Here is a 14,920-nt window from a genome sequence, read left to right as displayed (position 1 = left end):
ATCGAACACCTTTGGAAGTATTTTTGAGTTACGTAAGTATTGATGATTTGTCTAACTTAATTTGACAATTAAGATAACTAAAAGTAAAAACAGATTACTGGAAAATCAGAATTATTCTGTTCAATTTAAATCATCTAGGATAGAGTTATAGTAAGCAGAAGAACTATCTAATCGGAACAAAATGTCATAATAATAAAGAAAAAATCATTTGTGTAGATTTGTCGCACATTATATGATGAATTCTTAATTTCAGCGCTAGGATTATAATGTTCATCCAGTGATAATAAAGTTCAGGAGGGATTTTACATGAAGATTGGAGTTAAGCTAAAAGAAGCAAGAATACAACGGAAATGGACACAAGACTATGTTGCTTCTCAACTACAAGTTTCTAGGTCTACAATTTCAAGTTGGGAAGTAGGGCGAACTTACCCAGACTTAGAATCTCTTGTTCGACTAAGCGATCTTTTCGAAATTTCTCTTGATACTTTATTAAGGGAGGACAACACCATGACAAAAGATTTAAGCAAAAATATTAGGAAGGGTAGAAATTTAAAATGGATAATCGCACTAGTATTAATCATTTGCATTCCTATCTCTTTTCTAGCAGGTCAAAGATACAAAGAGCAAAAGATAACCTACATGTCTCCCAACATAGTAACCGCAGCTAGTATCCCAGACGAATTAACCAATACAGAGCAAATTGAGCTATCCTTTGATGTTCCTCAAGGTCTCAAATATCAGGGTTATACTGAAGCAATTGAAAATGATACTTTATATATTTCATTATTAGCTAATTTCGAAAAGGGCAATAAAAAGCAATCAGAAAACATAGAAATTAATCTTTCAGAACACAGCAATAATGAGCTAAACAGATTGAAAAATATAGTGGTTGTTAATGGAGAGTTTGGTTCGCCAAACAAAACATTCGATGATTTTGAACAAAATAAGATTTGGAGTATCGACTAAGCAACCTTGCTATATCAAGGTTGCTACAGTATGTAGCAGAATAAAATCAGCCTTAGTTACAAAACATATCAAGCAAAAAGTTGCTAAGTTACTCACGCAGTATTAGCATTGAGTCCTCTTAAATGAATGGAGAATTGCTATGAAAAAAATTATGTTTGGTTCAGTACTTGCTTTGAGCTTATTCGTTGGTAGTGGGATTTACACCCCGCTAATTGTTTCTGCTGCGACAGAAGAAAGTGATTCAGTTAGTTCTACAGATACAAGAATTGAATTATCTGATGGAAGCTTCCTAGTATTGAAAGATTATGTTGGTACTGAAGGTGTCGACTTTGTAGTCAATCAAATTATCGAACAACCTGACGGAAATCTTACGAGAGCAGTTGGAGGATATTATTTATCAACCTCTACTACTATCACGTACTACACTTCGAATTACCCATCCCAAGTATATCGTGAGGTTTCAAAAAATATGTCTGGTAAGATATGGTTATATGCAGGAAATATTCCATTAAAATCTGTTCAAAGCGGAGGGACTCACGGCGGATATAATTGCCATTATGCTGGTAAGATTCCAAGAATACGATAAAATATACAAGATTTTAAAAGTTTAACATGAAGTTTCTAGTACTATCTAGTGAAATTGACCACAAAAAATTATAGCAAAATTTCAAATAGTAAAAACATTCTGAAAGTATTTTGTCATGAAAAAAGTAATTATTGGTATTTTAGCTATGACTTGTCTTCTCTGCGGGACTGGACAAATTGTAGCCTCTGCTGCTGAAAATTCAGATATTTCAGGTCTAACTGGTAATTTTACTGTTGATTCTAACGGATCAACGGATTCACCAGATAAAATCAGAGTAACAGTGACACTTTGATTGATAATACTTTACTACCAGAACCAGATTCTAGATTACGATCTAATCCCTCATCATACTATGTAAGTTCGTATACTTATATTGACTGGGGAGCAGATCCACTAAAACCAATGCCTACCTATATCAATGTAACAGCTGACGTAAAAAACTACTACGACGGACTTAAAGGAAAATGGATTTACGATCATTATGCAGGAAGATTGAAAATTTACAAACAATATCGAAACACTGGATACTACTCAGGCACAATGTACAAGCAATCTTCAGCTCTATTATCCACGCCAATGAAATAGGGGGTACCTACTATGAAAAAAAAGAAAGCAACTGTTTTTTCTATTCTTACCGTCTCCCTAATTTTGTCTTTAAGCATAATCTACAATCAAACTACTTTAAAGAAGAATCTTTCCATGGATGATCCGAAGCGGTCCTCGAATAATTCTCCTAATAGTTCATTTTTTCAAGATGAGTTAACAATGAAGACTGTTAAAGACGGAAAGGTTGTTGGTACCGGAAAAGCAAAGATTATTAGACGAAAAATTGATCCAAACTTTTCTAAAGATGAAACTTCTAACGATAATAAATTTATTATTAATAACTAAAAAGCTATTTCATTATATATACTTTATCACAATAGTCGACTAAACGGAGGTCATGCGTGACCATGATCGTCGCTTTTTGTTTTTCTTTCGTTTCTTTTGCTAAAATTTTGACCACTTCATAGGCTTTTTCCGTATCTAAACTTGCAGTGGGCTCATCAGCTAAAATAATCGTAGGATCATGATATAAAGCACGGATGATAGCGATTCGTTGACGTTCTCCTCCTGAAAGCTCTTCTGGATATTTTGAAACTAATTTTTCGACGCCTAGTTGAGTAAATAATTCTGTTCCAACTGACCGTGCTTTTTGTTTCGTGACTTTATCGACTAATTTCAATTGATCTTTGACGGTCAAAAATGGAACAAAATTTGATACTTGTAAAATAAAGCCGATTTCTTTAAAACGTAAAGCCGCTCGTTGTTTTTCTTTTTTCTGACTAAATGGTTGGCCGTTGATCAAAACTTCACCTGAAGTTGGACTCTGTAAGCCTCCGATAATGGTTAAAAATGTACTTTTTCCAGATCCCGATGGTCCAATAATAGCTACAAATTCTCCTTTATCTACTGAAAAATTCGTTTCTTTTAACGCATGAATCGTCTCATCACCATCCTGAAATTGCTTGGTCACGTGTTTCATTTCTATCGCGCTCATCTATTTTCCTCCTAACTAATGGCTTTTAATGGATCGATTTTGACAATAGTACGAACTGAGAAAAAGGCTCCAATGATTGCAACGACAACCATCATAATACTGACTGCGGCAAAAAATAACGTATTACTTTGAAACGGTACCGCTTCTGGCAATACAAGTCCTGAGCCGATCGTAGCAAGCAACCCGATCCCAACACCCACAACCGCTAAAAAGAACGTTTGGGCAATAACAGAGCGGGCAATGTAACTACTAGAGATTCCTTGGGCTTTCATCACACCAAAAATCGCCGTTTTTTGCATCGTTAAAACATAGATGAAGATCCCAATAACTACTGCAGCGATGACGACTAAAAAGCCGATCATAAAACCAAAAGTCAACACTTGGGCATTATATCCCGGAAGTTTATTGATAAATGTTGAAATCGTTAAACGTTGTAAACTACTTGGTACATCCGTTAGTTTCCCTTTTGTCACAATGGCATTTAATTTCATCGGTTGCATTTGCGCACGTTCACCGTATTTTAGTTTGTGGACCGTATCTAGCGTTGTGTACAGGATTGGTGCCACATTAAATTTTGCATTTTTTGTAAATCCTGTGATAGTTAATTCTTCTTCATTTGTTGCTAAGATGATCGTATCGCCGATTTTATACCCTGCATTGATTTTTAAACTTTCATCGGCAACGACCTCATTATCTTTTGTAAATAATTTTCCTTCTGTAACTTCTGGAGTAATAAACTGATCTGGATTGATTCCAAAGAAACTGACATTTTCTTTTTCTGATTTATCCCCTTCACGATAGACGATACCAGAAAGTTGTGACAATTCAGCCTTGTCTTTGACATCAACCTTATCAAAATCTTTAGGATCGATCATCGACATATTCAAATTATCATTGGCTTCACTGGATAATAAAATATTATCTGCTTGCCATTTATCGATTCCCATTCGATTTTCTTGGGCTAATCCGTAAGCTAATCCTGTCAAAAAAAAGACCAGATAGGCAATTAAAAACATCACACCAATGACTAATGTGTAACGTAATTTAGAATGTTTGATTTCATTTAATGCTAAAAACATCGATTTTCCCCCTTTTTGGTAGAAAAAAAAGGCTAAACTTATAGCCCTTTTTTCCCAATAATTGGAAAGAATTTTGCAGTATGTGCTGCATATTCTTTAAAGTCTTGACGATAATGGTATTTCTTTTCTAATAATGGAACTCCTGAAACAAATAATAACAACAATGTAATACAGATTGGACTTAAAATCAGCCATAATGTCGACCAACTTGTCAGCGCAACTAAAAATACACCCCACCAACAAACGGCTTCACCAAAGTAATTTGGATGACGTGTTACCGACCAAAAACCACTTGTTAGTAATTTGCCTTTATTCTGTGGATTTTTTTTGAACTGTTCTAATTGACGATCGCCGCCAACTTCAAAAATAAAGCCAATCAACCAAATCAAAACGCCAAGCCATTGCCACCACATCATGGATTCATTTGGGTTAGCAAATGTATACGTGATTGGTAGCGCAATAATAAATAATAATACGCCTTGCAAGACGAATACATTTAAGAACGCTTTGATATCGACATATTTTGTCCCCCAGCGTTTACGCATGTTCACATAGCGATAGTCTTCTGGCTTGTTCCAATTGCGACGAGCAAGATGGGTAAATAATCTTCCACCCCATAATGTCACGAGTACTAAAATGGCTAATTGTTGTAATGTAATCAAATCTGTAGCAATCAAACCGACCCAGGCTACTACAACGAACCCCCCACCCCAAGCAATATCGACTAACGAATACTTGCGTTTACCTTTTGAAATAATAAACCAACAAATAAAATAGATGAGTAATGCAAATGCAACAATCCCATACATCATTTTTCTTCCTCCTTTAATACCCCGGCAATCGCTAAACTTGATTGTCCCGCACTGATCGCAATCGCTGCTGAGCTTTCTACGATCGCATCGACTGGTATCGCTCGTGCGTTTAAGCTCGTTTTCCAATCAAGTGCTGCTTGTTCATTAAACACATGTGTGACATAAACTGCTTCTAAACGCTGTTTGTTAGCAAATCCGCTGACCTTTTTTGTGATTTTTTTCAAACTTTGTTTTTGACTCAAAGAAGCGCCAATCAACTTGCCATCGCCTTCTTCATTTAGACTGACGATTGGATGAACAGAGGCTTTTTGAGCGATTTTTCCTAAGAATTGGGGAATTCTGCCAGATTGAATCATCGGATCTAAATCCGCTACTGCTACATATATAAAAATACGTTCACGCAAGGACTGCAATTCATTCACGACTGTTTCAAATGATTTATCTGCCTCAACTAACTCTACGGCTCGTTTGACAAGTAATCCTTGGGCAATCGAATTGAGCTTCGAATCGATTACTTGAATCCAGTTAGAAGAGAGCTGTTTTTCTTTTATGCGTTGGGTGATCAATTGATACGTTCCACTTAATTTAGCCGCTACACTGATAACCAACACATGATCATATTTCCCTTCTAAAAACGAAAGCAAGGTATCGACCGTTTTTATATTCGGTTGCGCAGTACTCATACTTTTAGCTATTTTTAGTCGTTGCTGTAAATAATCTGGTTCGATAGTCAATTTGTCTAAAAATGTTTCTTCATCTAGTAAAAGATTCATCGGTAACACATGTACTTGATGTTCCAAGCTAAAATCTTTTGGTAAGTCTGCGATCGAATCGGTTACAATCGCAATTTTTGCTTTTGCGTTTTGTCCAATTTGATATTGCAATTGCATATCGTCGACTTTTTGATACGTCACTTGACCATTAGATACTAAATAAGACATCAATCGTGCAGGTTCACTAGTGTGGATATGTATCTTTACTTGTGTTTGATCACCAATCAAAACCAAAGAATCACCATAGTGTGCCAGTTGTGCTTTAAATGTGTCAAATTCTATCGTCAACTGTTTGACTAAAAATTCTGAACAATAACGATATCTAGGTGCCTCGCTTAGAAAATGTTCTTCGATTGCTTCCTGTTGATCTACTTGCATCTTTTCATAGTGAGAGACATCCCCATTACAAAAATATTCGGTTAGACCGGCAATAAAATAATAAAATCCTTTTGCACCTGCATCGACTAATTTATTCTTTTTCAGTACAGCCATTTGGAACTGTGTCTGTTCCAACGCTGCTTTAGTCTGTCTTTTTGCAACCGTCAACGCCTCAATCAGGGTATTTCCGTGTTCGATCTGCTCAACGAGATGTTCTGACCACACATGCATAACTGATAAAATCGTACCTTCTTTTGGTTCCAAGACAGCTTGATATGCTTTTTTTGACGCTTCTTGTGCTGCATAAACAAGTGCTTTTTCTGCTACGAGTGCATCATCATAGCTAGTACTTAACCCATAAAAATATTGAGCAAAGATCATACCCGAATTTCCTCTAGCACCCATCATTGCCGCTTCTGATAATTGGTTCAATCCATCTTTGATGCTGTTTGTTTGTATGGAAACTTGGTCTAAGATCGTTTGCATCAAAGCAGCCAAGTTACTCCCAGTATCTCCATCAGCTACAGGAAATACATTGATTCGATTCAATTCTTGTTTTTGATTGACAACTTCTTTAGCCCCATTCAAAAAACCTTCGAGTAACTTGGTTCCTTCTGATTCTTTCATTTCATTCACATTCCCTTAAAAAAATTCGCTTGGATCATATAAACAATTGCCGACGTCACAGCGGTTACACCAGTCCCCCAAGCAAGGTCGATAATCGTCATCTTCACTGGCCAATCTTTAAGCGTGGCTAAATTTGTCAAATCGTACGTTGCGTAACAAATCAACCCAAATAATGCTCCCGCACCGATTGTATAAAGAATACTCTGTTTTTCGACTCCTGGTAATAATACGAAAAAGACAACACCTATCACATAAAGCACATAAAAAATCACTGCTGGAGCCAATTTTACTTCTCCCATTAGTTGTCCAATAAAATGTTGATACATTTTTTTCGATACCACCAACAACCAAAATAAGTCAAAAATCAAAAAGACAATCGCACTTGTTAAAAATAATTTGAAAAATTGTGACATGCCTTTCTCCCCCTTATCACTTGATAAGCAAAGTGTAGCATATCTCCATTTTCATGCCTAGATTTTTTCTCAAATTCAAGCGCTTTTTTCTACTAATTAAATACCACGTTACTTTTTAGGTTCTATGATATTTGGTGTTGTTACTCTCAATCGAGTAAGGACACCAAATATTTTTTTATAACAAAAAGACATTTGGTTGCCCTATAATTAAATCGCCAAACCCAATCATAGGAGGATAACCAAATGTCCATAGCTAAGAATATCAAATGTACTGATGAAAATACAAGTAAATCAATCAAACAAATCCTGAATATCAAGGATTCTCACATTACTTTCTCTAAAGACGCGATTAGTAAAGAGATTGTTCATGGCCGGATGGCCAATGTATTTACCGGCTTATTAACTGGAGAAGTGAATCGTTGTGAATATTGTGGCTTTGATTCAATTATTCGTCATGCCTACCAAGATAGTTGGATCCAATTGATTCCTTATCAAGAAGTACCTACTTACCTTCATCTATATAAACAGCGTTTTCGTTGTACCCAGTGTCACCATACGTTTTCTGCCAAAACCTATTATGTAGCGGAGAATTGTTACATCTCACAAGCTTTAAAATTTGCGATAGCTGTGGATTTGAAGAAAAAGATTTCAATGCAAGATATCGCCAAACGATACTTCGTTTCCACAAAAACCGTTGAGCGGGTCTTAGATAGTTTCTTTGAAGAGCCTCGTAAACAGCTAACTTACCTTCCTACGCATCTTCTGATTGATGAATTTAAAGGAACTAGCGATTGTGAAGGAGCGATGTGCTTTATTGTCAGTGATGCAGATACTGGTAAAATCTTTGATATCCTAGATGATCGACGAAACTTTAAATTACGAGCATACTTTCAGCGGTTTACCTTAAAAGCAAGAAAACAGGTCACACATATTGTAATGGATATGAACGCCTCTTACGATGCGATGACCAAAGAAGTCTTTCCAAACGCCCGAATCTCCATTGATCGATTTCATATCATCCAACAAATGACACGCGCCTTTAATAAACAACGGATTCAGACAATGAATCAGCTGAAGAAAAGCGATCCACAAGCTCAAAAAGACTACCGAAAATTGAAAAAGTATTGGCGAACAATTTTGAAGAAAAATTCAAAGATAAACTACACCTCCTTCAAGCAGTTTCCTCTTTTTCAAAGAAGATACTTAACAGAATCTGAGGTGTTAGATTACCTGCTTTCTATAGACGACCAACTACGGCAAAGCTATGAGGTCTATCAAGAACTGTTGGCTGCTTTTGATGCAAAAGATTTCACCGAGTTCTTTGACTTGATTGAATCATTACCACATTCCTTGAACGATGGGTTTAAAAAAGCGATTCGTTAACTGAGAAAGCACGAAGAAGCCATCACAAACTCCTTAAAATATCCTTATTCAAACGGAAAACTAGAAGGAAAGAACAATCTTATCAAAGTAATCAAAAGAATAGCTTTTGGATTTCGGACTTTCCGTCACCTTCGGATGCGTATTCTCATCCAACAAAATATCTGTGAAATCATTTAATAACGCAAAAAAGGAAATGCCGAAGCATTTCCTAAAGTGCGATTTGATCAAAACAACACCATTTGACAAAGAACCACTTTTTATGACAAAAAAAGAACATGCTCTACGCATGCTCTTCTACTGAACCAAATAATATAGCAAAGAAAAAACCTAACCCGATCGTCATGATAATATGTCCTAGACCGGCAATACCTGAGATCGCTGCTGAACTTTCAATCCCCATCACGGTCATTGTTCCGTGGATCAACATAAGTAATAAGGTGATTCCCAAACCGATATTGTACGTGATATAAAATCGCTTGTACCATTTATGTGCTGTAATATGGAAATTTTTTTCTAATAATAACACAATCAAGAAGAAAAACATCCCCAAGACTAACGTATGTGTGTGTAGGGTACTTAGTTGTGTTTTCCCACTAAAATCAAACCATTTAGTCAATTCTCTATAATAAACCCCAAATAATAATCCAATGATCATATACGACATACTTACTCTGACTAGTTTTTTCACCATTTCCCCCTAAACTTCCTCGGCTTTTACATGATCTTTTTGTGTCAATACGCCATCTTTCATCACGTATACTTTATCACAAAAATCAACTAAACGAATATCATGTGTAACCATAATCGTTGCTTTATTTTTTTCTTTTGTTTCTTTTGCTAAAATTTTAACCACTTCATACGATTTCTCTGTATCTAAACTCGCAGTTGGTTCATCGGCTAAAATAATCGTTGGATCATTATAAAGCGCTCGGATAATCGCGATTCGTTGACGCTCTCCTCCAGATAATTCTTCTGGATATTTATTTTTTAATTTTGCTACGCCTAATTGTTCGAATAACTGTTCAACATCGATTTTAGATTTTGCCCGTGTCACTTTATCCACAAGCTTCATTTGTTGTTTGACCGTCAAAAATGGAACGAGATTTGATGCTTGTAAGATAAAACCAATTTCATCAAATCGTAATTTAGCACGTTCCTTTTCTTTTTTATCACTAAATGGTTGTCCGTTGATCAATACTTCTCCTTCAGAAGGTGATTGCAAGCCTCCAGTGATCGTTAAAAAGGTACTTTTTCCCGAACCAGAAGGACCGATGATTGCAACAAACTCGCCTTTTTCAACCGAAAAATTAGTGGGTTTCAAGGCTTCGATCGTTTCGTCGCCGTCTTTAAAATATTTGGTTACATTTTTTAATTCAATAGCTTTCATCTAATCTCCTCCTTATCCAATGGCTTTCAACGGGTCGATTTTCACGATCGTGCGTACTGAGAACACGGCACCTAAGATCGCAATGACCACCATCAAGACACTAATACCTACAAAGAACATCGTATTCACTTGGAATGGTACGGCTTGAGGCAATAACAATGCAGAACCTAGTGTTGCAAGCAACCCGACAACGACTCCTACGACAGCTAAAAAGAACGTTTGGGCAATTACGGAGCGTGCGATATAGGCACTTGAGATCCCTTGAGCTTTCATCACACCAAAGATATTGATTTTTTGCATCGTAAGTACATACACGAAAATCCCAATCACGACAGCAGCAATCACGACTAAAAAGCCAATCATAAAGCTAAATGTTAATACTTGTGCGTTGTATCCTGGCAGTTTATTAATAAATGTTGCGATCGTTAATTTTTCTAAACCTTTTGGTAGATCTTTGACAGTCCCTCTGGTCACAACTGCATTATATATTTGTTCGTTATTTTTAGTGGGTGCACCACCTAAATCGGTCGTTGTGGCATACGATACATAAAGAACAGGTGAGGCAGAGTAACTTGCTTTATCTGTAAATCCAACGATTTTTACTTTTTCATCTGTCCCAGCTACACTGACTGTATCCCCCAGTTTGATGTTATATTGTTTTTTCACACTTTCATCGGCCACTGCTTCATTCTTTTCGCTAAACATTTTCCCTTCAATAATATTTGGCGCAATAAACTGCTCTTTGTCGATTCCAAAAAACGTAACGTTTACCTTATCATCTTGATTATTACCTTTGACCAAAATACCTGGTTTTTGAACTAAGCCTGCTTTATCACTTGCTTTAATAGCATCGAATTCTTTTTGCGTAATCATCGACATATTTAAATTATCATTTGAAACACTTGTTAAAATAACATTATCGGCTTGCCATTTATCAATCGACATTTGAAATTCTTGCGCTAACCCATAAGATAGGCCTGTTAAAAAGAAGACCAAGTAAGCAATCAGAAACATCACACCGATCACTAAACTATATCGTAGTTTTGAATGTCGAATTTCGTTTAAAGCTAAAAACATCATTTATCGCTCCAATTTTATCTTAAGCCTTTAATTAACCATTGTGTTCGAAAATCAAAATCAGCTACTAGTTCATCTTCAGTCCATTCATTGACGAGCGCTGAAGTGATGGAATCTGTCACCAGATCCATTAAAAAGAATAAAAACGCATGTGCTTCTTCTTTCGTCTCGATGTTAAATTGGTTTTGTTTTAATAAACGCATCCACTGACCGATGAAGTGTTTACTCTCGTCGACTGTTGTGCGCTTATATAAAGTCGTCGTCTCTCCTTTAAGCAATAAGTGTAATACTTTGAATTCTTGGCTCAAACGATCGAGCGTCAGACTGGTTATCAAATATTCTTTCAAACCAAAGAATATGTCTTCTGGTGTCGCCATGACTGCATCTAAAATATCATGATGGATCTGATTGGCAAATTTTTGGACAATATACCGATGAGCATCTTCTAGATTGACAAAGTATTTATAAAACGCTGCTCGTGAGATTCCAGTCGTTTCTACGACTTGCGCTACTTTGACTTGACTAATATGGAATTCATTGAACAAATCGATTAAGCTTCCTTCAATCAACATACGTTTTTCATCGGCTAAATTATAAAAAGTTTGTGTTGGCATTTTACTCGCTCCTTCAAAAGTGACATTTCGTCACTTCTTATTTATTATTCTAATCGAACTATTTTTTGAAGTCAAGAATTAAACAAAAAGAAAAGACTTACAGTACTGTAAGTCCTTTCGCAATACTATTCTTGTGCTCTTTCTTTACTAAATTCATACTTTGCAAGTGCTCTTTTACGTTGTTCTTTATGGTCCACTATCGGCAACGGATACGTTTCACCTAACTGAATCCCATATTCTTTTTGTTGTGCTTCGGTCATTTTTTCAGGTTGATGGATAAATTTATTTGGTATTGCTTTTAACTCTGGTACAAACGTTCGAATAAAGTCTCCTTTTGGATCAAATTTTTCGGATTGCGTAGTCGGATTGAAAATTCGAAAATAAGGAACTGCATCGGTACCTGTCGAAGCCGCCCATTGCCAGCCGCCAATATTGCTTGCCGGATCATAGTCAACTAGCATCTGCTGAAAATACTTTTCACCCCAGCGCCAATCGATTAAAAGATCCTTAGTTAAAAAAGAAGCTGTGATCATCCGCAAACGATTGTGCATCCAGCCGGTTTCATTCAACTGATGCATCGCCGCATCCACGATTGGAAACCCCGTTTGACCAGCTTGCCATTTTTTAAAGTCAGCTCGTTTATTTTCCCATTCGACATATCGATAATTTTCTTGGATACTTTCTTCTTTTTGTTTTGGAAAAGCTACGTAGATCATGTGGTAAAAATCACGCCAGCACAATTCTTTTTCGAATGTCGTTTTACCGGTCGAATTCGGTGCCTTTTGAACTGCTTGCCAAACTGTACGAATCGAAATTTCACCGGTACGCAAGTGACGAGACAAGCGACTGGTTTGATCTGCTTCAGGAATATCGCGCTTTTGATCATATACTTTAAGATCTTCTTTGACAAATTTCTTCAGTCGTTCTATTGCATAGGCTTCACCTAAAGGCTGATCGTCAAGCACAGGTAATTGCTCACAAAACGTCTTGAATCGCGCTTCTTCTTTTTCAAAAATCAGCTGACTTTTTACTGTCGTTTTGCTTAAATTCACTTCGATTGGACTTTCCTTCACTTGCTCGATCCATTTTTTATAGTACGGTGTATAGACTTTGTAATAGTTACCATTTCGTGTAATTTCTCTTGCTCCATGCAGATACCCATCCATAAATTCGTGGACTTGGATCTTTTGTTCTTTAAAAAAAGTACGCATTTCTTGATCACGAGTAGCACCATATCCCGTTTCATCAGTATTAAAATAAATATCTGTAATTTCTGGCACAGCCTTCAATAGTTCTTTAAATGAATCTTTAGGATTTCCAAAATGAACATGCAAGTGGCGATGTTGATCGATTTGTTTTTTTAGATACGCTACACTTGAAAAAAAGGCCTGATGGTTAGGACTGCCTTCGATAAATTGTTCTGGATTTAATTGAAAAAATAAAATCAATTCCTCTGATTCCTCACAAGCTTTTGCTAGTGCTTTATTATCTGAAAGTCGTAAATCTTTACGAAACCACATTACTGAAGTCATCGTCATTTCCTCCCACTTGTTTTTATCTAGTATACGTGATTTAAAAAAATTATGGCATTATTATACATAACAAACAAGCAGAGCAACGGATGGTTTTAACGAAACATCCATTGCTCTGCTTGTTTTCATAGGTTTTTGGGGAGGTATCAAAAGATACTTATTTTTATTAGATTAAAAAGCAAAAGAAGATATTTTTTTGAATAACGGTTGTCAGTATTCGATTCCTTTAAGGTAGCATAAGTACTAGCTTCATTTTTTATTATCTATTCCATTGAACATATTTCTAAATATTTTTCATTCTCTTCTGCTATCATTGTTACACATCTATTTCCCTTATGATTAGCTGTTACTAAATAAATTAGTCCGGCTCTCATTTCAGAATAACCAACTTCAATCACAAAATGATTAGCTCTTATTCCACAATAATACTCATCATCTTTTTCCACCATAAAAACTTTTTTTGCATGAAACAACATTAATTCGTCAATATCTTCTTGATAAACATCCTCGTAAAAATTAATTTCAAATATAACTTCTGAATCAATCTTTGTAAATTTATTTTCATATAGCCATGCAACACGTTGCTCAATATCCTCATAAATTTTTGCTTCTTTTTTTATTTTTAATTCTCGTTTTATCTTTTTTGTTTCGGTATTTTTTGATTTTTTCATATTGTCCACCTCTTCATTTTATTCAGGGAGTCGGTAGGGAGCGTGCTCCCTCAGGAATTGAGAGCCACCATTGACCTTTCCAGATAGAGTAGCCTGCGACAGCATGGCTACTCTATCTGGAAAGACAGTGGGTAGCTCGCGTATGTTTAAAAAAATAATCTCACCATATTAAACTTTCTAAGTTAATTCCTGGCAAGATACTTTAAAAATCCATTTCAAATCCTTGTCTTCTTTGTTGCTCCATTTCGATTTTATGTTGCATAAATTCATAGTCTTTTTTAGCACGATACATCTTCACATCATCATTAATAGCTTTACTAATTTGATGGTGCAAGGCTCGTGCATTTGGCGTATGAGTATAACTCCCTGCACCAAAATATAGGGACGTGTACTGTTTTTTTTCTGTCTTTTTGACTGCAACTTTTTTATGTTCAGTACTTTTTAAAGTCTGTTTGTTCACTTTCAAATGTACTTTTATTTCGTACTCTTGATCATCAAGTGAACCAAGTGATGTGGCAAAATGTTTATCAACTGACTTTAAAAAATCGTCATACTTCATAAAATGATGCGCACCTTTTCGATTAAATTGACGTTGTGCGATTTCATCTAATTCTACAAAGGGTTCTTCTAGTTCCCCTGTTTTATTAATTCTTTGATTCAAAATAATAAACTGTTCTTCTTATAATCAAGCTCTTTTTCTATCGACTCTAACTCATAACTCTTACCTAATTTTTTAGCACTAAATGTTTTTTCAACATACGGTTCACGTATTTTTCGTGACGCTTTGTCTTTACCTAGAAAAATAAATTTTTCTCTATTCTCATAAAAGTTTGCTTCTTTTTTATACAAAACATAACCTAATTTGTTGCTGTTTTTAGAAAACTTGTAAACTTCTATGTCATGATTTTTCGCTAAAGTATCTGAAAATTTTTCAAAAGAGGTAATCATTTTATCTCTCAGTACATCATCAATAGCATCTTGAATAACTTGCTGAGAGTTCGCTTGGGTAGCGTCAAGAATTATGTGTAAATGGAAAATCCATTCCGTTAATTACAGTTAAATCATTGACTCTAATGTATCCT

Annotated in this window: 17 protein-coding genes and 1 pseudogene; 5 read left to right on the top strand and 13 right to left on the bottom strand. The window is 35.8% G+C overall.

Annotation, left to right across the window (positions count from 1 at the left end):
- The first annotated feature begins 306 nt into the window (after nt 1-306).
- From FFM67_RS11960 to FFM67_RS11950, 4 genes are all read left to right on the top strand, one after another.
- Complete coding sequence (locus tag FFM67_RS11960; RefSeq protein ID WP_137614773.1) at nt 307-966, top strand: helix-turn-helix domain-containing protein; 660 nt, start codon at nt 307-309, stop codon at nt 964-966.
- A 139-nt stretch (nt 967-1,105) separates the two neighbouring features.
- Complete coding sequence (locus FFM67_RS11955; RefSeq protein ID WP_137614772.1) at nt 1,106-1,552, top strand: hypothetical protein; 447 nt, start codon at nt 1,106-1,108, stop codon at nt 1,550-1,552.
- A gap of 115 nt (nt 1,553-1,667) precedes the next feature.
- Complete coding sequence (locus FFM67_RS12320; protein ID WP_170178040.1) at nt 1,668-1,844, top strand: hypothetical protein; 177 nt, start codon at nt 1,668-1,670, stop codon at nt 1,842-1,844.
- Nucleotides 1,845-2,149: 305 nt separating this feature from the next.
- Complete coding sequence (locus FFM67_RS11950; RefSeq protein ID WP_137614771.1) at nt 2,150-2,443, top strand: hypothetical protein; 294 nt, start codon at nt 2,150-2,152, stop codon at nt 2,441-2,443.
- Between the two features lie 4 nt (nt 2,444-2,447).
- Here the strand turns inward: FFM67_RS11950 and FFM67_RS11945 are convergent, their stop codons facing one another.
- Genes FFM67_RS11945 through FFM67_RS11925 form a run of 5 tightly spaced genes read right to left on the bottom strand, consistent with a single transcriptional unit; the run spans nt 2,448 to nt 7,174 of the window.
- Complete coding sequence (locus FFM67_RS11945) at nt 2,448-3,092, bottom strand: ABC transporter ATP-binding protein (RefSeq protein WP_137614770.1); 645 nt, start codon at nt 3,090-3,092, stop codon at nt 2,448-2,450.
- 11 nt (nt 3,093-3,103) lie between these two features.
- Nucleotides 3,104-4,171 (bottom strand): ABC transporter permease, encoded by a 1,068-nt coding sequence (locus FFM67_RS11940; protein ID WP_137614769.1) that lies wholly within the window; start codon nt 4,169-4,171, stop codon nt 3,104-3,106.
- A 38-nt stretch (nt 4,172-4,209) separates the two neighbouring features.
- On the bottom strand, nt 4,210-4,983 hold the full coding sequence (locus tag FFM67_RS11935) for a DUF1295 domain-containing protein (protein WP_197745903.1): 774 nt from the start codon (nt 4,981-4,983) through the stop codon (nt 4,210-4,212).
- The gene (locus tag FFM67_RS11930; protein WP_137614768.1) at nt 4,980-6,761 is read right to left on the bottom strand and encodes a DAK2 domain-containing protein; all 1,782 of its coding nucleotides are present in this window, start codon (nt 6,759-6,761) and stop codon (nt 4,980-4,982) included. The genes FFM67_RS11935 and FFM67_RS11930 overlap by 4 nt, the downstream gene beginning before the upstream one ends.
- A 5-nt stretch (nt 6,762-6,766) precedes the next feature.
- Nucleotides 6,767-7,174 (bottom strand): DUF2177 family protein, encoded by a 408-nt coding sequence (locus FFM67_RS11925; protein ID WP_137614767.1) that lies wholly within the window; start codon nt 7,172-7,174, stop codon nt 6,767-6,769.
- 243 nt (nt 7,175-7,417) lie between these two features.
- On the opposite strand from FFM67_RS11925, the pseudogene FFM67_RS11920 reads away from it, so the two are divergent.
- A pseudogene (locus FFM67_RS11920) lies at nt 7,418-8,734 on the top strand (ISL3 family transposase).
- A gap of 103 nt (nt 8,735-8,837) precedes the next feature.
- Here the strand turns inward: FFM67_RS11920 and FFM67_RS11915 are convergent.
- From FFM67_RS11915 to FFM67_RS11880, 8 genes are all read right to left on the bottom strand, one after another.
- Nucleotides 8,838-9,245 (bottom strand): DUF2871 domain-containing protein, encoded by a 408-nt coding sequence (locus tag FFM67_RS11915; RefSeq protein ID WP_137614766.1) that lies wholly within the window; start codon nt 9,243-9,245, stop codon nt 8,838-8,840.
- A gap of 9 nt (nt 9,246-9,254) precedes the next feature.
- Entirely contained in the window at nt 9,255-9,944 is a 690-nt protein-coding gene (locus tag FFM67_RS11910) for an ABC transporter ATP-binding protein (protein WP_137614765.1), read from the bottom strand.
- A gap of 12 nt (nt 9,945-9,956) precedes the next feature.
- Nucleotides 9,957-11,021, bottom strand: a complete 1,065-nt coding sequence (locus tag FFM67_RS11905; protein ID WP_137614764.1) for an ABC transporter permease — start codon at nt 11,019-11,021, stop codon at nt 9,957-9,959.
- 17 nt (nt 11,022-11,038) lie between these two features.
- Entirely contained in the window at nt 11,039-11,635 is a 597-nt protein-coding gene (locus tag FFM67_RS11900; RefSeq protein ID WP_137614763.1) for a TetR/AcrR family transcriptional regulator, read from the bottom strand.
- 125 nt (nt 11,636-11,760) lie between these two features.
- A complete protein-coding gene (locus tag FFM67_RS11895; protein ID WP_137614762.1) occupies nt 11,761-13,167 on the bottom strand; it encodes a cryptochrome/photolyase family protein in 1,407 nt (468 codons plus the stop codon).
- A 263-nt stretch (nt 13,168-13,430) separates the two neighbouring features.
- Nucleotides 13,431-13,838 carry a hypothetical protein gene (locus tag FFM67_RS11890; RefSeq protein WP_137614761.1) on the bottom strand — a complete coding sequence of 136 codons (408 nt, stop codon included), beginning with the start codon at nt 13,836-13,838 and terminating at the stop codon, nt 13,431-13,433.
- 202 nt (nt 13,839-14,040) lie between these two features.
- The gene (locus tag FFM67_RS11885) at nt 14,041-14,499 is read right to left on the bottom strand and encodes a hypothetical protein (RefSeq protein ID WP_137614760.1); all 459 of its coding nucleotides are present in this window, start codon (nt 14,497-14,499) and stop codon (nt 14,041-14,043) included.
- Nucleotides 14,496-14,786, bottom strand: a complete 291-nt coding sequence (locus FFM67_RS11880) for a hypothetical protein (protein WP_137614759.1) — start codon at nt 14,784-14,786, stop codon at nt 14,496-14,498. Before FFM67_RS11880 ends, FFM67_RS11885 begins: the two co-directional genes overlap by 4 nt.
- Nucleotides 14,787-14,920 lie beyond the last annotated feature (134 nt).

Source organism: Enterococcus viikkiensis (assembly GCF_005405345.1).
GTDB lineage: Bacteria > Bacillota > Bacilli > Lactobacillales > Enterococcaceae > Enterococcus_A > Enterococcus_A viikkiensis.
The sequence above is the reverse complement of the archived record's forward strand: the minus strand, read 5'-3'. Positions and strand labels throughout refer to the sequence as shown.